18 protein-coding genes and 1 riboswitch are annotated in these 22286 nt (G+C 63.9%); of the genes, 7 read left to right on the top strand and 11 right to left on the bottom strand.

What is annotated here, in order from left to right:
• Positions 1–166: 166 nt before the first annotated feature.
• Positions 167–2488 (bottom strand): FdhF/YdeP family oxidoreductase, encoded by a 2322-nt coding sequence (locus G513_RS0106445; RefSeq protein WP_028475217.1) that lies wholly within the window; start codon positions 2486–2488, stop codon positions 167–169.
• A gap of 205 nt (positions 2489–2693) precedes the next feature.
• Here G513_RS0106445 and G513_RS0106440 point away from each other — a divergent pair, with 205 nt between their 5' ends.
• Genes G513_RS0106440 through ku form a run of 3 tightly spaced genes read left to right on the top strand, consistent with a single transcriptional unit; the run spans position 2694 to position 6521 of the window.
• Entirely contained in the window at positions 2694–3101 is a 408-nt protein-coding gene (locus G513_RS0106440) for a DUF2177 family protein (RefSeq protein ID WP_022976005.1), read from the top strand.
• Between the two features lie 4 nt (positions 3102–3105).
• The gene (gene ligD, locus G513_RS0106435) at positions 3106–5613 is read left to right on the top strand and encodes a DNA ligase D (protein ID WP_022976004.1); all 2508 of its coding nucleotides are present in this window, start codon (positions 3106–3108) and stop codon (positions 5611–5613) included.
• A gap of 35 nt (positions 5614–5648) precedes the next feature.
• Positions 5649–6521, top strand: a complete 873-nt coding sequence (ku, locus tag G513_RS0106430; RefSeq protein WP_022976003.1) for a non-homologous end joining protein Ku — start codon at positions 5649–5651, stop codon at positions 6519–6521.
• Here the strand turns inward: ku and G513_RS21710 are convergent.
• The 4 genes from G513_RS21710 to G513_RS0106410 all read right to left on the bottom strand — a co-directional run bounded on the left by G513_RS21710 (position 6518) and on the right by G513_RS0106410 (position 9782).
• Positions 6518–7600, bottom strand: a complete 1083-nt coding sequence (locus tag G513_RS21710; RefSeq protein WP_022976002.1) for an AI-2E family transporter — start codon at positions 7598–7600, stop codon at positions 6518–6520. The two genes, ku and G513_RS21710, sit on opposite strands and share 4 nt — an antisense overlap.
• Positions 7601–7714: 114 nt before the next feature.
• On the bottom strand, positions 7715–8794 hold the full coding sequence (locus G513_RS24445) for a DNA topoisomerase IB (RefSeq protein WP_022976001.1): 1080 nt from the start codon (positions 8792–8794) through the stop codon (positions 7715–7717).
• Positions 8795–8802: 8 nt separating this feature from the next.
• Complete coding sequence (locus G513_RS0106415) at positions 8803–9162, bottom strand: hypothetical protein (protein WP_022976000.1); 360 nt, start codon at positions 9160–9162, stop codon at positions 8803–8805.
• Positions 9163–9206: 44 nt separating this feature from the next.
• Positions 9207–9782: a superoxide dismutase gene (locus tag G513_RS0106410; protein WP_022975999.1), complete on the bottom strand. Its 576-nt coding sequence runs from the start codon at positions 9780–9782 to the stop codon at positions 9207–9209.
• Between the two features lie 164 nt (positions 9783–9946).
• On the opposite strand from G513_RS0106410, the gene G513_RS0106405 reads away from it, so the two are divergent.
• Entirely contained in the window at positions 9947–10864 is a 918-nt protein-coding gene (locus G513_RS0106405; protein WP_022975998.1) for a M14 family metallopeptidase, read from the top strand.
• 24 nt (positions 10865–10888) lie between these two features.
• Here the strand turns inward: G513_RS0106405 and ilvD are convergent, their stop codons facing one another.
• Complete coding sequence (ilvD, locus tag G513_RS0106400) at positions 10889–12730, bottom strand: dihydroxy-acid dehydratase (RefSeq protein ID WP_022975997.1); 1842 nt, start codon at positions 12728–12730, stop codon at positions 10889–10891.
• A 110-nt stretch (positions 12731–12840) separates the two neighbouring features.
• Between ilvD and G513_RS0106395 the strand changes: the two genes are divergently transcribed.
• Positions 12841–13746 carry a LysR family transcriptional regulator gene (locus tag G513_RS0106395; protein ID WP_022975996.1) on the top strand — a complete coding sequence of 302 codons (906 nt, stop codon included), beginning with the start codon at positions 12841–12843 and terminating at the stop codon, positions 13744–13746.
• Positions 13747–13761: 15 nt separating this feature from the next.
• On the opposite strand, the gene G513_RS0106390 is transcribed toward G513_RS0106395, so the two are convergent.
• Entirely contained in the window at positions 13762–14226 is a 465-nt protein-coding gene (locus tag G513_RS0106390; RefSeq protein WP_156891432.1) for a carbonic anhydrase, read from the bottom strand.
• Positions 14227–14338: 112 nt separating this feature from the next.
• Entirely contained in the window at positions 14339–15205 is an 867-nt protein-coding gene (locus G513_RS0106385; protein WP_022975994.1) for an alpha/beta fold hydrolase, read from the bottom strand.
• Between the two features lie 161 nt (positions 15206–15366).
• Here G513_RS0106385 and G513_RS0106380 point away from each other — a divergent pair, with 161 nt between their 5' ends.
• Positions 15367–15969 carry a TetR/AcrR family transcriptional regulator gene (locus G513_RS0106380; RefSeq protein ID WP_211219606.1) on the top strand — a complete coding sequence of 201 codons (603 nt, stop codon included), beginning with the start codon at positions 15367–15369 and terminating at the stop codon, positions 15967–15969.
• Positions 15970–16009: 40 nt separating this feature from the next.
• Here the strand turns inward: G513_RS0106380 and yghU are convergent, their stop codons facing one another.
• Positions 16010–16885 (bottom strand): glutathione-dependent disulfide-bond oxidoreductase, encoded by an 876-nt coding sequence (yghU, locus tag G513_RS0106375; protein ID WP_022975992.1) that lies wholly within the window; start codon positions 16883–16885, stop codon positions 16010–16012.
• Positions 16886–17100: 215 nt separating this feature from the next.
• Here yghU and G513_RS21700 point away from each other — a divergent pair, with 215 nt between their 5' ends.
• The gene (locus G513_RS21700; RefSeq protein ID WP_022975991.1) at positions 17101–18684 is read left to right on the top strand and encodes a cellulase family glycosylhydrolase; all 1584 of its coding nucleotides are present in this window, start codon (positions 17101–17103) and stop codon (positions 18682–18684) included.
• 65 nt (positions 18685–18749) lie between these two features.
• Here the strand turns inward: G513_RS21700 and G513_RS0106365 are convergent, their stop codons facing one another.
• On the bottom strand, positions 18750–19949 hold the full coding sequence (locus tag G513_RS0106365) for an NHL repeat-containing protein (RefSeq protein ID WP_156891430.1): 1200 nt from the start codon (positions 19947–19949) through the stop codon (positions 18750–18752).
• Positions 19946–21904, bottom strand: coding sequence for a TonB-dependent receptor plug domain-containing protein (locus tag G513_RS0106360; RefSeq protein ID WP_022975989.1), 1959 nt, complete (start codon positions 21902–21904; stop codon positions 19946–19948). The genes G513_RS0106365 and G513_RS0106360 overlap by 4 nt, the downstream gene beginning before the upstream one ends.
• Positions 21905–22033: 129 nt before the next feature.
• A riboswitch (cobalamin riboswitch) is annotated at positions 22034–22233 on the bottom strand.
• Positions 22234–22286 lie beyond the last annotated feature (53 nt).

Raw genomic sequence — 22286 nt, 5'->3', positions numbered from 1 at the left:
TCGCCCACTTTGTTTACCCTGAAGCGCCTTCAGCCCTTCCGCAACGAGCATGCCCGCATGTCGCTCGGGCAATTCCGATCTGATCGCTTGGTCCGCGCCGGTGGGAACTGTTCGCATCCGCGCCTTGCGGGCCGACCATATCAGGAAAGAAGCGACAAACCTGCGCTCATCCGACCTCGGCGATCCAGACGCCGGCTTCCCTTTGCAGCCGGACGGGAATCCACTTCGCCGCAGGCACCTTGCTTTCGTCGGCGTGGTGCCAGAGCGGAATCAGCGGATTGCATTCCGGGTAGTAGCCGCCGCAGCAGCCGCGCGGAATGTCGTAGGTAGTGACGCGCAATCCGGGCACCACGCGGATGATGCCGTCGTCGACATCGGTCGAGACCCGCACCGGATCGCCCTCGGCGAAACCCTGCTGCTTCATGTCTTCCGCATTCATCAGCAACACGCGACGGGTGCCGACGATGCCGCGAAAGCGGTCGTCAAAGCCGTAGACGGTGGTGTTGAACTGGTCGTTGCTGCGCAGGGTCATCAGGCGCAGCCCACCGGCTGCACGCACCGGCGCATCCGGATCTTCGACCAGTGACTTCGGCACCGCGAAGTTGGCCTTGCCGCTCGGCGTTTTCCAGATCCGATGGCGAGCCGGAATCGGCCGGTGGAAACCGCCCGGCTGACCGAGGCGCTGGTTGAAGTCGCGGAACTGCTCGGGATAGGTGGCTTCGATGGCGTCGCGCACCTGGGCGTAGTCGCCGGCCCAGGCATCCCAATCCGGAGTACCCGCACGCAGCGGCAGCGTCGCCTTGGCCATTTCGGCAACGATGCGGGCTTCGGACAGCAATTGCTCGCTCGCCGGCTTGCGCACGCCACGCGAGCTGTGCACGCAGGAAGTGGAATCCTCGATCGATACCCGCTGCTCGCCGCTCGCCTGGTGGTCGCGCTCGATGCGCCCCAGGCAGGGCAGCAGATAACTCACCTCGCCATGGATCAGATGGCTGCGATTGAGCTTGGTGGCGATCTGCACGGTCAGTCGCAACTTGCGCCAGCCGCGTTCCACCGCTTCGGTTTCCGGCACCGCGCGCACGAAGTTGCCGCCGAGGCCGATGAAGGCGTGGACACTGCCATCGATCACACCCTTGCAGACGTCCACGGTGCACAGGCCCTTGTCGCGCGGCGGATCGAACTGGTAAAGCTCGGCGAGGCGATCCAGCGGCGCCAGCTCTGGCTTTTCGGTGATGCCGACGGTGCGCTGGCCCTGCACATTGGAATGGCCGCGCACCGGACAGACACCGGCGCCAGGCCGGCCGATATTGCCGCGCAGCAGCAGCAGATTGACCACCATCTGCACGTTCTGAACACCAAGCCGATGCTGAGTCAGCCCCATGCCATAGATGCCGATCGCCGCTTTCGATTGCCCATACACGCGCGCGGCGTCTTCGAGGGCCGCACGGCTCAGGCCGGATTCGCGTTCGATGTCCTGCCAGTCGCAGTTCAGCGCGGCAAGCTCGAAAGCTCCGAAGCCTTGGGTGTGCTCGGTGATGAAGGCGGTATCGATCAGGCGCTCGCGTCCGGCGAACATCGCTTGCCGATCGGCGACCAGCAAGGCCTTGCAGATGCCCATGATCGCCGCACTGTCGCCACCGGTTTTCACCGTGTGGTACTGGGTACTGATCGGCGTCGACGATCCGCTCAGCATCTGCAGCGGTGACTGCGGATTGGCGAAGCGTTCCAGCCCGCGCTCGCGCAATGGATTGAAGGTTATGATCGGCACGCCGCGTTTTCTGGCCGACTGCAGGTCGTGCAGCATGCGTGGGCTGTTGCTGCCGACGTTCTGGCCGAAGAAGAACAGGCAGTCGGTCTTCTCGAAATCGTCCAGGGTCACCGTGCCGACCGGCACGCCGATGCTTTTCGGCAGCCCGACCGAGGTGCTCTCGTGGCACATGTTCGAGCTGTCGGGAAGATTATTGGTGCCGTACAGACGTGCGAACAGCGCATACATGTACGAGGTTTCCAGCGACGCGCGACCGGATGCATAGAACACCGCCGCTTTCGGATCGATCTGCTTCAGCTCGGCACCGATCTCGGCGAAGGCTGTGGCCCAATCAACGGGTAGATAGCGATCGCTGGCAACGTCCCAGCGCAGCGGCTCGGTCAGCCGTCCGGCTTCCTCCAATGCGTAGTCCGACCAGGTCTCCAGTTCGCTTAAACGATGCCTGGCGAAGAACGCGGCATCGGCGCGGCGATCGGTGCCCTCCCAGGCGGTGGCTTTCGCGCCGTTCTCGCAGAACTCGAACAGATGGCCCTTCGCCGGCTTCGGCCAGGCACAGCTGACGCAGGCAAATCCGGATTCGCGGTTCTGCCGGACCAGTGCCATTGCAGTGCCGGCCACCGCACCTTCGCGGGACAGGATTTCGCGTACCGATTGCGTCGAACCCCAGCCACCGGCCGGGCCTGCATACGGCTCGAATGACACTTTTTCCGGCTTTTTCACGTCGTGCTCCGGCAGCGTAGTCACTGCAGGAACTGCAAGGGACGCAATTCCTGCTCGTGAAGATTTTGCCGATGCGATGTGCAAGCCAGGTGCCCGGATGCGGGCTTGCACGAGACGACGGCGGCAATGCGCGGCTGTCCCGACTCGGGAACGTGACGTGCACCTGTTGAATAGAAAATCCCAGCCTGCGCGGAGCGCCAAACCGATGACCCGTTATCTCGCTGCCTATGCCGTTACCGTCCTGGTGCTGGTGCTGGTCGATCTGCTCTGGCTCGGCGTCATCGCCAAGCCGCTTTACCAGAAGGGAATCGGCCACCTGATGGCGGCCAAGCCGCGGCTCGGGGTCGCGGTGCTGTTCTATGCCGTCTACGTGTTCGGCCTGATGGTGTTCACGATCCTGCCGTACCAGAACGCCACCGGTTGGCACACCACGGCCGCCGCCGCTGCCTTGTTCGGCTTCATTGCCTACGCGACCTACGATCTGACCAATCTGGCGACCCTGCGTGACTGGCCGATCAGCCTGACGCTTGCCGACATGGCTTGGGGCACCTTGGTCAGCGCGGTTTCCGCCAGCGCCGGCAAGCTGGTGCTGGATCGCATTGCGGCGCCCTGAGTCGATGGCCCGGGATTCGACGGCCCGCAATGCAACGTCCGAGGCGGCGCTGAAGCGCTATCGGGCGAAACGCGATTTCGCGATCACCTCGGAACCTGCCAGCGGCGGTAATGCTTCGACGGGCGCCTTGAGCTTCGTGATCCAGAAGCACTGGGCGAGCAGCCTGCATTACGACTTCCGCCTGGAACTCGATGGCACGATGAAAAGCTGGGCGGTGCCGAAGGGTCCGAGTTTCGATCCCGCGGTCAAGCGCATGGCCATCGAAGTGGAAGACCACCCGATCTCCTATTCGAGCTTCGAGGGCACCATCCCCGCGAAGCAGTACGGCGCCGGCAAGGTCATCGTCTGGGATGCCGGCAGCTGGCATCCGGTCAGCGATCCGCGCAAGGCGTTCCGCGCCGGCAATCTGAAATTCACGCTGACCGGGCAGAAGCTGCACGGCCGCTGGGTGCTGGTGCGGATCAAGGGCAAGAGCGAGAAGCAGACGCCCTGGCTGCTGATCAAGGAAAAGGACGAGTTCGTGCGCTCATCGGCGGACTACAGTGTGGTCGATGAATTGCCGGACAGCGTCAAGCCCGCCGGCTCAGCGCCGCGAGTCGCCGCGAAATCCAAGCGCGCCAAGCCGCTGGGCGACTGGCCGGCAGGTACGGTGAAAGCCCGGCTGCCAGCCAAGCTGTCGCCGCAACTGGCGACGCTCGTCGACAAGCCACCGCCCGCTGCCGACGGCTGGATCTTCGAAATCAAGTTCGATGGCTATCGGCTGCTGACACGGATCGATCAGAAGGAGATCCGGCTTTACACCCGGAATGGCAACGACTGGACGTCGAAGCTGCTGCCGGTTCAGGCGGCCATTGCGAAGCTGAAGCTGCCGCCGGGCTGGTATGACGGCGAGATCGTCGTGCCGAACGATCAGGGCGTACCGGACTTCGGCGCCCTGCAACAGGCGCTGGAATCGGAGACGCCCGAAGGTCTCATCCTCTATCTGTTCGATCTGCCGTTCCTGGACGGCCATGACCTGCGCAAGACGAGACTGGACGCGCGGCGCGCGCTGCTGCAAAGCCTGCTCACCGACGCAAAAGGCACAACGCGATCCGAGCAGATTCGTTTCAGCGGCGCCTTCGACGGTGACCCGGAGAGCGTGAAAGTCTCTGCCTGCCGGCTCGGTCTGGAAGGCATCATCGCCAAGCGCGGCGATTCGAATTACGTCTCGCGGCGCTCGCCGGACTGGATCAAGCTGAAATGCGGCCAGCGGCAGGAGTTCGTGATCGTCGGCTACACCGATCCGCAAGGCTCGCGCAGCGGCTTCGGCGCGCTGCTGCTCGCCGTGCATGACGAGAAAGGCGCGCTTCGCTATGCCGGCAAGGTCGGCAGCGGTTTCGATCGGCGGCGCCTGCTGGGACTGACGAGCCAGCTCGAGAAACTGACCATCAAGCAATGCCCCTTGGCCAGGACACCGAAAGTCGACGGCAAGCCGCACTGGGTCACGCCCAAGCTGATTGCCGAAGTGTCCTTCGCGCAGTGGACCGCGCAGGGCCAGCTGCGGCATGCCGTATTCCGGGGCTTGCGAGCCGACAAACCCGCAGCGGCGATCGTCCGCGAAAAGAGCATCGACATGAAAGGCACTGCCCCGGCGTCGCGCCTCAAGGTCACCCATCCTGAGCGCGTCATCGATACGCAGACCGGCACCACCAAGCTCGACCTGGTCCGCTATTACGGCCTGGTCGGCGATCTGATGATCGATCATCTGAAAGGCCGGCCGGTAGCACTGCTGCGCGCACCGGATGGCGTTGCCGGACAGCAGTTCTTCCAGAAGCATGCCGGGACGGAAAAGCTGCCCGGCGTTCGCAAGCTCGATACCAGGCTCGACCCCGAGCATCCGCCGATGCTTGAAGTGACCAACAAGGCGGGCCTGCTGTCGGCGGCGCAATGGAACGTCGTCGAGTTCCACACGCTGAACACCTCGAACCGTTCGGTGGCGCGTGCCGACCGCATGATCTTCGATCTTGACCCCGGTGCCGGCATCGCCTGGCCGCAGGTGCAGGAAGCCGCGGAACTGATGCATGCCTTCCTGAAGCAGCTCGGCTTGCCGGGCTTCCTGAAGACCAGCGGCGGCAAGGGTCTGCACGTGGTCGTGCCGCTGCTCAGGCGCCATGACCGGGACACGGTCAAAGGCTTCGCGCAGACGGTCGTCCAGCATCTGGCAAAGGCGCTGCCTCAGCGCTTCGTCGCCAAGAGTGGCCCGAAGAATCGCATCGGCAAGATCTACATCGATTACCTGCGCAACGGTCCCGGTGCCAGCACCGTCTCGGCCTGGTCGGCACGCGCCCGATCCGGCCTCGGCATTTCGGTACCGGTGAACTGGCAGGAACTGGCGTCGCTGCGTGGCGGCGATCACTGGACGGTGGCCAGCGTCCATACCCGCCTCGATCGCGGCAACGATCCCTGGAAGGACTACGCCGATTCCGCCTGCAGCCTGACGGCGGCGATGAAGTTGCTGGACTACAAAGCCTGAACTGCCACCCACTTGTTCACCCTAGGAGAAACCCCATGCCGCGTCCCGTATGGAAAGGTGCGATCACCTTCGGGCTCGTGCACATCCCCATAGCCCTGTATCCCGCGACCGAGGACAGCGGCATCGATTTCGACTGGCTCGACAAACGCTCGATGGACCCGGTGGGCTACAAGCGCGTCAACAAGCGCACCGGCCGTGATATCGCCAAGGAAAACGTCGTCAAGGGCATCAAGCAGGAAGATGGCGAATACGTCGTGCTCAGCGAAGACGAGATCAAGGCGGCCTTCCCGAAATCGACTCAGACCATCGAGATCGAATGCTTCGTCAAGGCCAGCGAGATCGCCTTCCCGCTGCTGGAGAAGCCGTACATCCTCGAGCCGGTCGGCAAGAGCGGGAAGGTCTACGCGCTGCTGCGCGAATCGATGCTGACCGCCGACGTGATCGGCATCGCCCGGATCATCATGCACACCAAGGAACATCTGGCGGCCTTGATGCCGCTCGGTTCAGCCTTGATGCTCAACACCATCCGCTGGGAAAGCGAGATCCGTTCGACCGAAGGCTTGAAGCTTCCGGCCGCCGGAAAAGCTGCCGCCAGCCTCAAGGCCGGTGAACTGAAGATGGGCGCCCAGCTCATCCACGACATGACCGCGAAATGGCAGCACAAGGACTACACCGACAGCTTCAGCACGGCGATCAACAAGCTGGTCAGTCGGAAGATCAAGGCAGGCGAAACCGAGCATGTGGAGCCGATCGAAGAAGCCCCGACCGAAGCACGGGGCTCGAACGTCATCGACCTGACCGAACTCCTTGCCAACAGCCTGGCGAAGCGCAAGCAAGGAGCCGGTCATGCGCAGCCTGCGGCGGCCGAAAAAGCCGCCAGCAAGCCGAAACGGAAACGCGCTGGCTAAGCTTGCTCCAGAGCAGCGGCGGGCTCGTCTGCGACGGCAAGCGAGTCATCCACCGCCTCCTTGGGTTGCTCCAGCACGTCCTCGACATAGGCCATGCGGACAATGGTGATGAGCACGGCGAGGATCGGCGTTGCCAGCACGATGCCGATGATGCCGAACAGCATGCCGAGCACGGTCTGCGACAGGATCGACATGGCCGGCGGCAGACTGGCGGTCTTTTCCTGAATGCGCGGATCGATGACGTAGCCGTGGATCATCTGCACGGCCAGGAACAGCACGGCGACCCAGATCATCGTTTGCGGATCGCCATTGGCGGCCACCATCAGCGCCGGTACCGAACCGGCGAAGGCGCCGACGTACGGCACGAAATTCAGCAAGCCGGCAATCAGCGCCAGCAGTGGCGCCAGCGGCACGCCCAGTACCGTCAGGCCGACATAGACCAGTATCGTGACGAAAGCCATGCCGATGGCCTGACCCAGCAACCAGCGGCTCAGCGTTGCGCCGCAGGCGTCGAAGATCTCGCGCATGCGCTCACGACGTTCCGGCGGAAACAGCCGGATCACGCCGTGGACGTACAAGCCGGGATCGCCGGCGAAGTACAGCGCTGCCGCAACGGCGACCAGCAATGCGCCGAGCGCACCGAAGATCCCCATCACGGCCCCGCCCGCCTGACTCACGGCTTCAGTGCCTTGTCCCGAGTTGAGTCGTTCGAGCAGTTGCCGACCCCAGCCACGTTGGCCGAGCCATCCGTGCGTTTCCTTCTGCCAGGTCATCAACTGCGTGCCGAGTTGCTGGCCCTGGTCGATCAGACTCGGGCCGCTGAAGATGCCCAGCACGACCAGCAGTGCCAGTATCACCACGCAGACGATGCCGAGAGCGGCTGTGGTCGACATGCCGGTCCATCGCTTGACCAATCTGGCCAGAATGCTGAATGCCACGGCGATCAGGGCGGCTGCGAACACCAGCAGAAGAAAGCGGCCGACCACGGCAAACAGCACGATCAGGCCGACCGCCCAGGCGATGTTCTTCAGCACATGGGCAACGTCGATGCCTTGGGCACGACCTTGTAATTGACTCATTCTTGATGGCTGTCCTGGCACGGCGGTGGGATGCGGGCTCGCTGATGACAAGCTGTTCACAACGTCATGTGCACCGCGCATGCCCGCCCCTGATTGGCCCGCGGGCTGCTGCCGCTACTTCGTTGCCGGCTTCCTGGCAGTACGGCGGCTGGTCAGCGCGCTGATGAATTGCAGGAATGCAGCTTCGTCGATCTTCAGGCCACGTTTGGGTTTTGCCGGAATCACGTTGCCCAAGCGGCCGTCCATGTAGGCATCCAGCACCGCCGGATGCACATAGCACTTGCGACAGACCGCAGGCGTGTTGCCAAGGCCCGCAGCGATGTCCTTGATGACCTCGACGACACGACGCACCGTCGGCAATTCTTCCGCTGATTGGCCCAGCGGTTTGCACAGGGCCCGATAGGCCATGACACTGCCGGCCCAGGTTCGGTAATCCTTCGCCGTGAACTCGGCGCCGGAGGCATTTCGCAGATAGTCGTTGACGTCTGCAGAGCCCAGGGTGCGACGCTCGCCGCTTTCGTCGAGGTACTGGAACAGCTCCTGACCCGGCAATTCCATGCAGCGCTTGATGATGCGAACCAGCCGCGCATCTTCAACACCCGCCTCGTGGCGGATGCCGCTCTTGCCGACGAACGAGAAGCGCAAACGGCCGCCGGCAATATCGACGTGACGATTGCGCAGCGTGGTCAGGCCGAAGCTGCCGTTGTCGCGTGCATACTCGTCATTGCCGACGCGGATCAGCGTCGTCTCGAGCAGGCGAAGAATGACCGCGAGAACCTTCTCGCGCGGCAATCCGGGAAGACGCAGATCCTGTTCGACTCGCCGCCGGATCGCTGGCAGGCGCAAGCCGAACGCCTGCATGCGGTCGTACTTGCTGGTGTCGCGGACTGTCCGCCAGCGGACGTGATACCGATACTGCTTCCGGCCGCGGGCATCGCGCCCAGTCGCCTGGAGGTGGCCGTTGGGATGAGGACAGATCCAGACCTGTTCATAGGCTGGCGGAATGGCGAGCTTCCGCAGACGCGTCAGCAGGTTTTCATCGGCAATCAAGACGCCATCCTTGCCGCGGTAACGAAAGCCGTCGCCGTGCCGTTCGCGGATGATGCCGGGCTTCCGATCACTGACATGAATCAGTCCCGCCTCCAGGGCCGACAGCCGCTCCGGGCTGGGCATGCTGAGGTTCGACAGACCCATGACGGCCTTCAGGACTGCCTGCGTGAAGCGCGGCCGATGATGCCGATGAACACCACGAGCAGAGCCGTCACGATCACCGCTCTGCCCTTTGGATCGTGAGGATCACGCGACGATGGATCGGCTCGGGGTTCGGAAACTGCGTCGGCGTGCTCTTCGCCGCGGGCCGGCAAGGCACCCCAATCACCCCGCCGCGCGCGGGCTGCGCCATCGCGGATCTGCTCGATCTCAATACGGATGCCAGCGATGTGTGCGCGGTAAGTCTTGACACATTCCACCAGCTCTGCGGCATTGCTGGTCAGCAGCCGGGCACTCTCCAGCAAGCTTCCAGCATTCGATCGATTTCTGCCCTGCTGAAAGCCGTTGCCCATTTGCGCCCGCCTGGAAAATGCCCCGGGAAACCGGAGTCGATGAATCAGCCAAGCCGGCTTTCGGCGAAGCTCCAGTTGGCGATGCTCCAGTAGCCTTCCAGGTATTTGGGCCGGGCGTTTCGATAGTCGATGTAGTAGGCGTGCTCCCAGACGTCGCAGGTCAGGAGCGCCTTGTCGTCGGTGGTCAGCGGGGTGGCGGCACCCTGGGTGTTGACGATTGCGAGGCTGCCATCGGGCTTCTGCACGAGCCAGGTCCAGCCCGAGCCGAAATTCCCGACGGCGGTCTCTTCGAACGTCTTCTTGAAAGCCTTGACGCTGCCGAAACTCTGGCTCAAGGCCGAGCCGATCTTGTCACCGGGGCCGATGGCGTCCGGTGTCAGGCTGTTCCAGTAGAAATCGTGATTCCAGATCTGGGCGGTATTGTTGAAAAGCTTGCCCGAGGAGCGCTTGACGGTTTCCTCCAGGGAAGCGTTCTCGAACTCGGTGCCGACGATCAGCTTGTTGGCCGTTTCGACATAGGTCTTGTGGTGCTTGCCGTAATGGAATTCCAGCGTTTCCTTCGAGAGCGTCGGCTGCAGCGCTTCCATGTCGAAAGGCAGTTTCATCAACGTAAATGCCATCACGTATCTCCTGTTGGACCGGTATGCGCTGAAGTCAGCAAGCGCCGATCCTGCCGCCGGACGTAAAGGGTCTGCCCGAAGCGCTGCGGCATGCGATTGGGGCGCAGCCGATGACGGAGGGGTGCTAACGTCCTTCCACCCCTGCAAGCAGAGCGAGTGAGCTGATGGCCGCCCATGATCCCTACCCGATCGGCACTCCCGGACAGCCTTGGGGTGCTGCCGAAGTGTCGGCCTGGCGAGCGCGACAGACCTGCAAGCGCAGCTATGAGACGGACGTGCTGCAGGCCATCGAAACGCTGCGCTCCCGCTACGAGGTGGTGCAGTACGGACGACTGGACTATCACCCGGCGCGCTACCCGCTGTTTGCCGTCAAGAGCCTTGACTGGCATGACGACCTGCCCTGCGTGCTGGTCACCGGCGGCGTCCACGGCTACGAAACCAGCGGCGTTCTGGGCGCCCTGCGCTTTCTCGATCGCCACGCCGCGCCCTGTCTCGGCCGGGTCAATCTGATCGTCGCGCCCTGTGTCAGCCCCTGGGGCTACGAGACGATCCAGCGCTGGAACATGCATGCCGTCGACCCGAACCGGTCGTTCCGCGAGCCCAGCCCGGCGCAGGAAGCGGAAGCGCTGATGCGCCTCGTCGCGCCGCTGCGCGAGCGCGTGATCGTGCATGTCGATCTTCATGAAACCACCGATACCGACGAGTCCGAGTTTCGTCCGGCTCTCGCGGCTCGCGATGGCATCGCGCATGTTCCGGGCGAGATTCCCGATGGCTTCTATCTGGTCGACGATGTCGAGCAACCGCAGCCTGCGTTCCAGCAAGCCGTGATTGCCGCGGTGGCCGCGGTTACCCACATCGCCCCGTCCGACGGCGACGGCAAGATCATCGGATCGGCAGTTGTTGCGCCCGGCGTGATCCGCTATCCGCTGAAGCGGCTCGGGCTCTGCGCCAGCGTCACCACGGCCCGCTACAAGACCACGACCGAGGTCTATCCGGACAGCCCGCGCGCAAGTCCCGAGCAATGCGTCGCCGCGCAGGTGGCTGCAGTGACTGCCGCGATCGACTACGCGTTGGCGCACTGAGCGCTTGCTCGTCGGTTGCGCGAATCAGGCGTCGAGCAAGTCCCGATTCCGCACCGCGCCCTTGTCGGCGCTGGTGGTCAAGGCGGCATAGACCTTCAGTGCGGTGCTGACTTGCCGCTTGCGAGGCGACGCCGGCTTCCAGCCTTTCGCAAGCTGCGCCGCGCGACGCTGCGCCAGCGTGGCGTCGTCGATCTCCACGCGAATGATCCGTTGCGGAATGTCGATCAGGATCACGTCGCCGGTCTCGATCAGCGCGATGCTGCCGCCCTCGGCGGCCTCGGGTGATACATGGCCGATGGATAGCCCCGCGGTGCCACCGGAGAAGCGGCCATCGGTGATCAGCGCGCAGTGCTTGCCGAGGCCCTTCGACTTCAGATAGCTGGTCGGATAGAGCATCTCCTGCATGCCGGGGCCGCCGCGCGGACCTTCGTAGCGGATGATCACCGCATCGCCGGCTTTCACCCGGCTGGCGAGAATCGCTTCCACCGCCGCGTCCTGACTTTCGAAGACTATCGCCGGGCCACGGAACACCAGCAGGCTTTCGTCGACCCCGGCGGTCTTGACGATGCAGCCGCGCTCCGCGAGGTTGCCGGACAGCACCGCGAGACCGCCATCGGCACTGAAGGCGGAAGCTGCCGAGCGTATGCAGCCCTTCGCGCGATCGAGATCGAGGTCTGGATACCGACAGTCCTGCGAGAACGCGCGCTGGGTCGGGATGCCGGCAGGGCCGGCGCGAAAGAACGTCTGCACGTCGGCATCGCTGCTGCGCGCCACATCCCAGCGCTCGAGTGCCGTGGCCAGCGTGGTCGAGTGCACCGTGGGCAGCGACGTATCGAGCAAGCCGGCGCGATCCAGTTCGCCGAGGATGGCCATGACGCCGCCGGCGCGATGCACGTCTTCCAGATGCATCGAGCTTGAAGGTGCGACCTTGCACAAGGTCGGCACCCGTCGCGACAGCCGATCGATGTCCTGCATCGTGAAATCGATGCCGCCTTCCTGTGCCGCGGCAAGCAGGTGCAGCACGGTGTTGCTGGAACCGCCCATCGCGATGTCCAGCGACATCGCATTCTCGAACGCCGCCTGGCTGGCAATGCTGCGCGGCAGCGCGCGCTCGTCGTCGTCCCGGTAGTAGCGCAAGGCCAGTTCGACGATCCGGCGTCCGGCTTCACGGAACAGCTTTTCGCGATCGGCATGGGTGGCCAGCAGCGAACCGTTGCCGGGCAGCGCCAGGCCCAGCGCCTCAGTCAGGCAGTTCATCGAATTGGCGGTGAACATGCCCGAGCAGGAGCCGCAGGTGGGGCACGCCGAGCGCTCGATGGTCTGCACGTCGGCATCGGATACCCGGTCATCGGCGGCAGCGACCATCGCATCGATCAAGTCCAGCGACACCGGCTTGCCGGCGAGCATCGTGCGGCCGGCTTCCATCGGCCCGCCGGAGACGAAGATCACCGGGATGTTCAGGCGGAGTGCGGCCATCAGCATGCCCGGCGTGATCTTGTCGCAGTTCGAGATGCAGACCAGAGCATCCGCAGTGTGCGCGTTGCACATGAATTCGATGCTGTCGGCGATCAGATCACGCGACGGCAGGCTGTAGAGCATGCCGTCGTGACCCATGGCGATGCCGTCGTCGACGGCGATGGTGTTGAACTCCTTGCCGACGCCGCCGGCCTTGTCGATCTCGCTGATCACCAGCTGGCCGAGGTCCTTCAGATGCACATGGCCGGGCACGAACTGGGTGAAGGAATTGGCCACCGCGATGATCGGCTTGCCGAAGTCGCCATCCTTCATGCCGGTGGCTCGCCACAGCGCGCGGGCGCCAGCCATATTGCGGCCAGCGGTACTGGTGCGGGAGCGGAGAGCGGGCATCGGTAACATCCTGTTGTGCTGCCGGCGGTGCGGCGATGACAGGATTCTGGTCGGCGTCTTCTATACTGGCCAATACCAATTACGGCCGTCCGGTATAGGAGTCACGAATAGTGGATCTGCGCCAGCTCAAGTACTTCATCGCCGTTGCCGAGGAGCGCAGCTTCTCGCGAGCAGCGCTGCGCCTGCATGTGTCGCAGCCACCGTTGTCGACCCAGCTCAAAGCGCTCGAGGATGAACTGGGTGTGCGGCTGCTGGACCGGACCAATCGCGGCGTCAGCCTGACCGCCGCTGGCCAGGTGTTCTTCGACGAGATGCGTGCCGTGCTGGCGCGGCTCGAGCGCGGCAAGGAGATGGCTCGCAATGCCGGACGGGGCGATGTCGGCACCCTGTCGATCGGCTTCGTGTCGATCGCCGACTACGGCATCCTGCCGCCGGCACTGAAGGAGTTCCGCAGCCTGTATCCGGGTGTGGAAGTGCATCTCCACGAACTGACCACGGATGCCCAGGTTCGCGAGATCCGCGCCGCCCGCCTCGATCTCGGCATCGGTCTCGGGCCGCTCGACGCACCGGATCTGCATTTCGAAGCCGTGGCCCAGGAGCAGCTGATGCTGGCGGCGCCGACCGGGCATCGCCTGACCCGAGGCGACAAGGCGGTGGACCTCAAGACCCTGGCGAACGAAAGCTTCATCATCCCGCCACGAGACATCGCTCCGGGCCTGTTCGACCTGATCATCGGCGAGTGCCGCGCCGTGGGTTTCGCGCCACGGATCACCCAGCAAGCGCGCCAGATGCAGACCGTGATCAGCCTCGTCGCCTGCGGCATGGGCTTCGCGCTGGTTCCGGCCTCCGTGCAGAACCTGCGCCGGCAAGGCGTTCAGTACCGGCCGCTGCAAGGGGCGGCCGCAGCGATCGAGCTCGGCATCCTCAGACCACGTGATGACGATGACCCGGTCAGCAGGAACTTCGTCGAGACCTTGTTGCGGGTGGCGCAGACGGCAGATGGTCCGACCGGCTGATCGGCAGGTCATCCATCAGGACTTGGTTTCGGCACGCAGGAGAGCCGGCGGCACAACGGTTTCGACGCGACCGGTCATGACGTCGTAGACGAGGCCGGTGACCGTGAAGCCGCCGGGCAGCTGAGGATTGGCTTTCAAGGCGGCGACATCGATGGCAACCGCCTTGTAGGGATCAGTGACGGCCAATGCGTCGAGATCGGTGACGGCCACGCCGAGATACTTCGCCAGCAGTTCCGGCGCGTGATGAAAGCAGCCGGTGATGCCGCAATCGGTGTGATGCAGAACGATGAGGTTCCATCCCGCGCCCACGTCCTTGCCGGCGGCCTGCGCCACGGCACGGAGCACCGCCATGGTCTGAAAGACGGTCTTGTCGACTCGACCGCCGATGTTGCGGATGACCGCGGCTTCGCCGGCCTGCAGCTTGAAGATGTCGACGGGATCGACGCGGGGATCGACGCAGCCGATGATCAGTGTGGCCATCGACGGCAGAATCTTCAGGTCGGGCAAAAAGCCGCTGATGGAGAAGGCTGCGTTTCGCCGGGTCAAGGTATCGATCACGTTCACGGCTATCTCCAATGGTGTGAAGCGCGCTTCAAGCCGCTTTCAGAAAATCGATCACCAGCCTAGCGAAGACATCAGGCTGCTCCCATTGCATGAAGTGCCCTGCGTCCAGCGGGATCAGGTCCAGCCCCTTGGAGAACCGCCGCTCCTGGCTTTGGAACAGCTCAGGGCCGATACAGCCGTCGCGCAGGCCGTAGAGCATGCGGGTGGGCGTCGCGACCGGCGCGAAGATCAGCCGCCGTGACGGGGAGCTGATGAGGCTGCGGGGAAGCTGTCGGTAGTACGAGAGTGCTGCCTTCAGCCGTTGCGGGTCCTCGAAGTTGTCCTTCAGTGGACGCATTTCTGCCTCCCCGAAGTTCCAGCCTGGAGACCATTCGCGGATGAGTTCTTCGATCCACGCGAAATCCTTGCGCGGGATTTCCCACTCGGGCAGCCACGGCAGCTGGAAGCGCAGCATGTAGCTGGATCGAATCAGTTGCCGAAGCCGGATGTTGAGCAGGAAATGTCCGGTATGCGGCACACCCGCCGTGATCATTCGGGCAATGCGCTCCGGTGCCAGGTTGGATGTGGCGTAAGCGGTGACGGCGCCCCAGTCATGGCCGACGATCGAAAAGCGATCGGCGCCGAGCGCATCGGCAATGCCAAGAACATCCTTGGCCGAAGCTTCCACGCGGTAGTCGCCATCCGGCGCGATCGCGCTGTGCGCATAGCCGCGAAGGGCTGGTGCCACGGCTCGATAACCCGCAGCCGCTACCTGATCGAGGATCGGCAGGAAGCCGCGGTAGGTATCCGGGAAGCCGTGAAGGAACATCACCAGCGGCCCTTCCCCGCGGCTGACATAGCCCACGTCCAGGCCGTTCGATTCGATGCGGCAGTGCTTGATCTCGTCGATTGCCAAGGTCGCTCCCCGTGGACCGCCGCGATCCGCAGGTATTGCGAAAGCTGGTCGGTTTTCTTACTGGTTGGTACAGTATTAGTTCACGCCCTCAATATTTGTGCAAGATGGTACAAAACGAAACCAGCCGATCGCGGGGCCGTCCTCGAAACTACGATCCAGACGTGGCGCTCGCACGCGCCACCGATGCGTTCTGGTCGACGGGCTTCTCCGGGACTTCGCTGGATCGGCTCTGCGAAGCCACCGACATGAATCGCCCCAGCCTCTATCTGGCCTTCGGCGACAAGCGAGCGTTGTATCTCGCTGCGCTCGGCCAATACATCGAGCAATCGAGCCAGGCCATCGCCGCTGCGCTCGACTACGACCTTCCACTCGCCGTGGCGCTGACGCAGCTCTACGAATTCACGCTGACGGTCTATCTGCCGAAGGCAGCCAACGCACGCGGCTGCTTCATGATCAGCACGGCGGTGCCGGAAGCGATGGACGACGACGAGATTCGCTCGCTGCTCCGTGCAGCGGTTACCGAGTTCGATCGACTGGTGTGCGCTCGTCTGCTCCATGCCCGGCAGATCGGCGAGCTGCCGGAAGCAAGCGATCCGGCCACGCTGGCAAGCATCGCCACCGCCGTGGTTCACACGCTGGCGATTCGAGCCAGAGCGGGTGAACCCAGGAAAGCGCTGATGGCGATCGCCGCTGCCGCTGTCATGATGATCTGCGGGCCGGCCGGCCCTGCTGCCCGGACAGGACGTCGCTGCGCGGTGCGGTAACCGCGCTACAGGTTTGCCGGCACCGCGACCGCCGTGCCGATCAAGGCTTCGCGCCGATCTTGTCCTGCGTGCGCAGCTCGAAGTCGCTGGCGTCATGACGTTCGACCAGCTGACCGGCAGGCTCGCCCCAGTTGCGGTTGACCATCTGGCCACGCTTGGCGGCAGGCCGCGCATCGATCTCCCGGGCCCAGCGCATGACGTGCTCGTAGCTCTCGGCCTGCAGGAACTCGGCGGCGCCGTACAGCCGTCCCAGCACCAGGCCGCCATACCAGGGCCACACGGCCATGTCGGCGATCGAGTACTCGGAACCGGCCAGATACTGATGTTCGCCGAGCTGCCGGTTCAACACGTCGAGCTGGCGCTTCACTTCCATCGTGAAGCGATTGATCGGGTACTCCATCTTCGACGGCGCATAAGCATAGAAATGGCCGAAGCCGCCGCCGAGATACGGCGCGCTGCCCATCTGCCAGAACAGCCAGTTCAAGGCCTGCGTGCGCTCATAGGCGCTGGTCGGCAGGAAGGCGCCGAACTTCTCGGCGAGGTACAGCAGGATCGAACCGGACTCGAACACCCGGATCGGCGACTGCGTGCCGTGATCCACCAGCACCGGAATCTTCGAGTTCGGGTTGGCCAGGACATAGCCGCTGGAGAACTGGTCGCCTTCCAGAATGCGGATCAGCCAAGCGTCGTACTCGGCACCGGCATGGCCGGCGGCCAGCAGTTCTTCGAGCATCAGGGTGACCTTCACGCCATTCGGCGTCGCCAGCGAATATAGCTGCAGCGGATGCTTGCCGACTGGCAGTTCCTTGTCGTGGGTCGGCCCGGCGATCGGGCGATTGATGCTGGCGAAATGTCCGCCGTTCTCGTTTTCCCAGGTCCAGATCTTCGGCGGGGTGTAGGCAGTTGAATCGGTCATTGGCGGGTCTTGGTTGAAAGCCTGACCGCATTCTCGTCTTCTCCGCGCCGTTCTGCTGTGCCGTCATCCTGGTCGGCGATCTGGAACGCCTGCCGCCGTTCATCGCCCGAGTGCCTGCTTTCAACGCTGGCTCCGAAAACGCGGTAGCGAAGTTCGGAACATTGTCACTAAAGTGCAACGCTGAGCTGATAAGCGCCGCACTTCGAGAATCTGCCGTGAAATTCATCTGGGCCCTGTTGGCCATGAGCCTTGTTGCTGGCGCTGTGCCGAGCACTTCCTTTCGTACTTCGCACCCGGAAACCCTGGCCTATACGGCGGCTCCGCGCCCCGTTTCGAAGATCAAACTGCCGAGCCTGGACCAGCTGCGTCACCAGGGCGGCTGGCTTGTTGATCGCCAGGGCAGAGTCGTGATCCTGCATGGCGTCAACGCCGTCTGGAAGCACGCCCCGTACACCCCGCCCGACTCGCTCGAAGGCTTCACCGCGGCCGATGCCGACTGGCTGGCGGCGCATGGTTTCAACGCGATGCGCCTGGGCGTGCTGTTTGCCGGCGTCATGCCGCAGCAGGGCGTCATCGACCACAGCTATCTCGATCGCATCGATCGCGTGGTCAAGCTGCTGGCCGCTCGCGGCATCTACGTGATGATCGATTTCCATCAGGACCTGTTCGGCGAGGCCTATGCCGGCGAAGGTTTTCCGGCATGGGCTCATCCCGCCGAAACCGGCGGCCTGATCCGTGCCGGCTTCCCGATCGGTTACGTCACACCGCGCGTGAACGAAGCGTTCGACGGGCTGTGGAACAACACCAACAACCTGCAGTCTGCCTACCGTGATGCCTGGATTGCCGTCGCCGCCCGCTGGCGCGATGCCGATCACCTGATGGGCTACGACCTGATCAACGAACCCTGGAGCGGCAGTGCCTGGCCGGTGTGCGCGCTGCCGGGCGGCTGCGCAAAATTCGAGCAGGACAAGCTGCAGACGATGTACGAGCACGTGCTCGCCGGCATTCGCGGTGTCGACGCCGACAACATCGTCTGGCTCGAACCGCAGGTGCTGTTCGACTTCGGCGCCCATTCGCACCTGGGCACGCAGCCGATCGACGATGAGCAGCTGGGCCTGTCCTGGCACAACTACTGTATCGCCCAGACCCTGATGCAGGCCTACGGCGCCAAGGACTCGACAACCTGCGCGAAGATGGAGCAGCGGGTTTATCGCAATGCCGATGTCGTCGCCACGCGCCTCGGTGCGGCCTCGATGCTCAGCGAGTTCGGTGCCAGCAATGACGCCATTGCCACCGCCCGCGTGGCAACGCAGGCCGATGAGAATCTCGTTGGCTGGATGTACTGGTCGTACAAGAACTGGGGCGACCCGACCACCCAGGCCCAGGGCACCGGTGCCCAGAGCATGTTCGACGACGACCGCGATCTGAATACCGCCAGGCTCGACAAGCTCGCCGCGCTGGAACGTCCCTATCCGCAGGCGATCGCTGGCATGCCGCTGGCCTATGCCTTCGAGGCGAGCAGCAAGCGCTTCGCGTTTCGCTACTCGACGACGCTCGCTTCAGGCGAGCCCGCGCCAGCCGGAACGGTGACCACGATCTATGTGCCGACTCTGCATTATCCGAACGGCTATTCAGTCGAGATCGACGGCGGGCACGTGATCTCGGCGATCAATGCCAACCTGCTTGAAGTGGTGGCCGATCGGAACGCGCGTACGGTTTCGCTGAAGATCAGCGGCGCGCCGATTCAGGAAGCACTACTGGTCAGCGGGAAGCGGTTGCCGGCACAAGCTGGCCCGTAACTCAGTTTCGAAACACGCCGAGCCGGGAAATCTCGGCTCGGCGGAAGCTACCTAACAGCCTCGCTTCAGAGCACCGGAACGGTGATGAAGTCGATGTTGATCGGCGTCAGCACGGTGTCGATCAGGGACGCATCCACGGTTTCAGCACCACTGGTGAAGCCGAGGATGCTGACGCCCGGCTGAGTGGAACTGGTACGGGTGACCCAGAGCTTGCCGTTGGGATCGACCGCCAGAGAGCCCATTGCCACAGCCTGGAATCCAGGTACGGCGATTGGCGCTGCGTTGGTGTTCGGATTGAAGCGGTACAGCGTCTGCGCGGCGCCGAAACCGGTGCTGCTGATGAAGTAGGCGCGATCCGAAGTCACGGTGGCGACATCGGCGAAAAAGTCGAAGGGATGCGTGGTGGCATCGCCATCGTCGAATACCAAGGTGGCGGAATTCGCCGCCGTGTCGATGCGAACGATGCCGCCCTCGTACAACTGCGCATACCCGTCGTCAAAGCCGCCGTAGCCGCCGTCGGCCAGCACGAGGATGTTGTTGCTGCCTGGAATGCCAGCCAGGCTGACCGGATCGCGTACCGGCAGTTCGATGCCCTTGAGCCCATCGGTCGTCGGCTTGGTATCGATCTCGGTATTGGTCGCGATATCGATCACGGCGATGTAGCCGGTCTTGACCGATGCAAAGCTTTCCAGTCGCTGCATGGCGACATACAGGCGGCCATTTCTGACGATGCCCGCGGTCATTTCCGGCACGCCGTCGAAGGTGTCGTAGGCGGAAAGATCGATCTCGCCGATCTTGAACGCCGCTTCGGTGGTGGCGGAAGGATTGACGATCCACAGCTTGCCGGAGCCGTAGCGCAGCAGATAGGCCTTGGTATCGCTGACGATCAGCAGATCGCTGGGATTGCTCTCGATCGTGCCGTCGGTCGCGTCCTGCGTCGAGTAGGTGTAGACCGGCAACGCCGGGTTGCTCGCCGAGTAGCGCAGAACCTGGTTGGTGAGAAAACGCTTGACCACGAAATAATGGTCGCCGCCGCTGCGCACGAACAGGTCCGAGGTGGCGCTGGCCGCCACACTATTCCGCGCAGCGAACGGCGCAGTGGTCGCGATCAGCGAGACCGCGCCGCTGCTGTAATCGGTCGCCCGCGTGGCGATCACGGCGGAATCGGTGAAGTTCGGTGCATCGTTATTGCTGCCGCCATCGCAAGCCGCCAGCAGCACGGCTGGCAATAGCAACAGACACGTCTTGAGGGTTTTCATTGTCACTGGGTTACTCCCTGGGTAGATGGATCAGACAGCGGTTCGGCAGGTGAAGCGGAATTGGTTTGAACGGCGGTTTGAGCAGGGGTTTGAGCGGGTCCTTGAGCGGTGGTCGGCTCGTTGCGCGGATAAGTCAGCGACAGCAGCAGGCGACGGCCGGGTGTCGGATAGCCGTTGAACTGCTCGGCCTGCTGATTGCTGAGATCGAGCGCCTGCAGCGCCCAACCGACCTTGGCGAAAGCGCCACGCACGCCGACGTCATGACGCTGCGCGGTCGGCGCCTTGAGCAGGCCGGTGCTGTCGTAGTACTGCCCGGCTTCAAGCCGATAGGCGTAGTAGAACGTCAGCATCTGCCAGCGCCGCTCGATGCGCGCGTTGATCTGGGTTTTGAAGCGGCCCGGCAAGGGGTTGCCACGGGTGTCGCGAACCTGGCTGCGATCTTCCGTGTGCTGCCAGGTGCCGCCGAGCTGCAAGCCGAAGCCGGCCAAGGTCGCGGCGCTATCGGCTTCGACGCCGTAGATCAGCGCCTGATCGGTGTTGATCGAACGACCGATGCCCTGAGCGTTGTAGGTGGGACTGATGGCGTCGTGCAGGTCCTGGCCGAACACAGTCAGTTCCAGGCGCTGAATGCGCGGGCCGGGCTGGCAGCGCAGGCCGACATCGCCGTAGTTCGCGCTCTCCGGCTTCAGCGACGGATTGCCCCGGAACAGGCCGCGATCGCCATAGCGCTCGAAGAAGGTCGGCAGGCGTTCGCGACGGCCGAGATTGGCGGCGAGCAGGCAGGCATCGATGCGTTGCGTGGCGCCGACGGCTGGTTCGATCCGCGTGTGCTCCTCGCGCTCGCCATCGGCCACGTCGCGTGACCAGGCGAGATTCAGGCTGGCGTTGTAGTGGCGATTGCCATCGACCAGCTGTGCATCCAAGCCGTTGCCGGCGCTGATGCGACGCGCGGAGCTGGTCGGCACGCCGCCGAACTTGTCTTCCGACTGGTAGTCCGCGTACTCGACCGTCAGGGTGTCCTGAAAGAAGTCGCCAAAGCGCCGGCCGATGCTGGCCAGGCTGCGTTGGGTATCCGACCGTGTGTCCTGGGCGCCGAGCCCCAGCTGGCTGCCGGGGTCGCTATAGATTTCCCGCGTGTAGCGATGCGACAACGCCGTCTGCCAGGTCGATCCCTGCGGGCTGGTCAGCGACAGCGCGTAGGACTGGGTATCGAGCTCGGTCTGCGTGTCTTCGGCATTGAGCCGGGTCGGCAACTGCTGCGAGTCGTTCAGGGCATTCAGGGTGACTTCCACCGGCCCGAAGTAACGCAGCTGCCCGTAATACTGTTCGGTGCCGGCGTTCTGCCGCGGCTCCTTTCGAGTGCGATCGGGATCAGTCGGATCGAAGGCCTTGAACTTGTTGACATAATCGAAATCGTTGTCGGCACCTTGCGCGCCGAGTGCAAGCTGGAACGCGCTGCCGAGCTGTGCGGCCACATCGACCTGCTTCTGACCGAAGCTGCCGAGCACTGCAGTGCCGACCACCGGCGCCGCCAGTTCCCGGCGGCTGCGCAGGTTGATGGTGCCGGCCAGGCCGCTGCCGAGCTGGGCCGGCACGCGGCCCTTGTAGACATCGACCTGTTCCAGCAGCAGCGGGCTGATCAGCGACAGCGAACTGGCATCGCCACCGCCGGTATCCAGCGGCAGGCCATCGAGCAGGACGCGCACCTGCCGGCCGCTACTGCCGCGCAGGCTGGCTTCGCTGTAGCTGCCGAGACCGCCCGATGAACGCACCTGCACGCCGGGCAAGGTCGACAGCACGCTGGGCAGATCGCTGGCCACCAGAGGATCGATCGGCACCCGGATGACCACGCCGCTATCGAGCAACTCGGTGCGCTGGCCGACCACGGTGACCGTCGGCAGTTCAGTCGCGGCATCGGCGGGATCATCGGCGGCCGAGCACGCAGACCAGCCGGCTGACATCGCCAGAAAAGTTCGGCCCAATCGCTTGCACAGCTGCCCACTCGCCGCCACGGTTCGTCTCGGTAGAACGAAAAACGCCGTGGTCGGCGTGGCCAAGGCCACACCCGTACAGTCGCCCGCCGCGACCACGGAGATAGTTTTTTGCAGGCCGGTCTCCGGACTCGCAGGCCTGGCCGTCGGCGCCTTCCCGGATCGTGGCGATCCAGTGGCAATGTGCCGAAGCTTCCTGCTTACCGTTGCGGGGGCAGTGCTCGAATTGAACGAGCTTCCCGTTTCACCCTACGGCTCTGTCCGAGCAGCCTTCAGGCACCTGCGCGGCGGATTCTAAGCGGAATCCAGCCAGCCGTCGTTCCGGACCACAAGATGGACGTCGATCGCCTGA

This window comes from Nevskia ramosa DSM 11499 (assembly GCF_000420645.1).
GTDB lineage: Bacteria > Pseudomonadota > Gammaproteobacteria > Nevskiales > Nevskiaceae > Nevskia > Nevskia ramosa.
Note: the sequence above shows the minus strand (reverse complement) of the source record. Positions and strands in the feature narration are given on the sequence as shown.

Excerpts from the sequence above, each read along its gene's own strand:
- G513_RS0106440 (WP_022976005.1), top strand. The coding sequence starts at position 2,694 with ATGACCCGTTATCTCGCTGCCTATGCCGTTACCGTCCTGGTGCTGGTG.
- ligD (WP_022976004.1), top strand. The coding sequence starts at position 3,106 with ATGGCCCGGGATTCGACGGCCCGCAATGCAACGTCCGAGGCGGCGCTG.
- ku (WP_022976003.1), top strand. The coding sequence starts at position 5,649 with ATGCCGCGTCCCGTATGGAAAGGTGCGATCACCTTCGGGCTCGTGCAC.
- G513_RS21710 (WP_022976002.1), bottom strand. The coding sequence starts at position 7,600 with ATGAGTCAATTACAAGGTCGTGCCCAAGGCATCGACGTTGCCCATGTG.
- G513_RS24445 (WP_022976001.1), bottom strand. The coding sequence starts at position 8,794 with ATGGGTCTGTCGAACCTCAGCATGCCCAGCCCGGAGCGGCTGTCGGCC.
- G513_RS0106415 (WP_022976000.1), bottom strand. The coding sequence starts at position 9,162 with ATGGGCAACGGCTTTCAGCAGGGCAGAAATCGATCGAATGCTGGAAGC.
- G513_RS0106410 (WP_022975999.1), bottom strand. The coding sequence starts at position 9,782 with ATGGCATTTACGTTGATGAAACTGCCTTTCGACATGGAAGCGCTGCAG.
- G513_RS0106405 (WP_022975998.1), top strand. The coding sequence starts at position 9,947 with ATGGCCGCCCATGATCCCTACCCGATCGGCACTCCCGGACAGCCTTGG.
- ilvD (WP_022975997.1), bottom strand. The coding sequence starts at position 12,730 with ATGCCCGCTCTCCGCTCCCGCACCAGTACCGCTGGCCGCAATATGGCT.
- G513_RS0106390 (WP_156891432.1), bottom strand. The coding sequence starts at position 14,226 with ATGGCCACACTGATCATCGGCTGCGTCGATCCCCGCGTCGATCCCGTC.
- yghU (WP_022975992.1), bottom strand. The coding sequence starts at position 16,885 with ATGACCGATTCAACTGCCTACACCCCGCCGAAGATCTGGACCTGGGAA.
- G513_RS0106360 (WP_022975989.1), bottom strand. The coding sequence starts at position 21,904 with ATGTCAGCCGGCTGGTCTGCGTGCTCGGCCGCCGATGATCCCGCCGAT.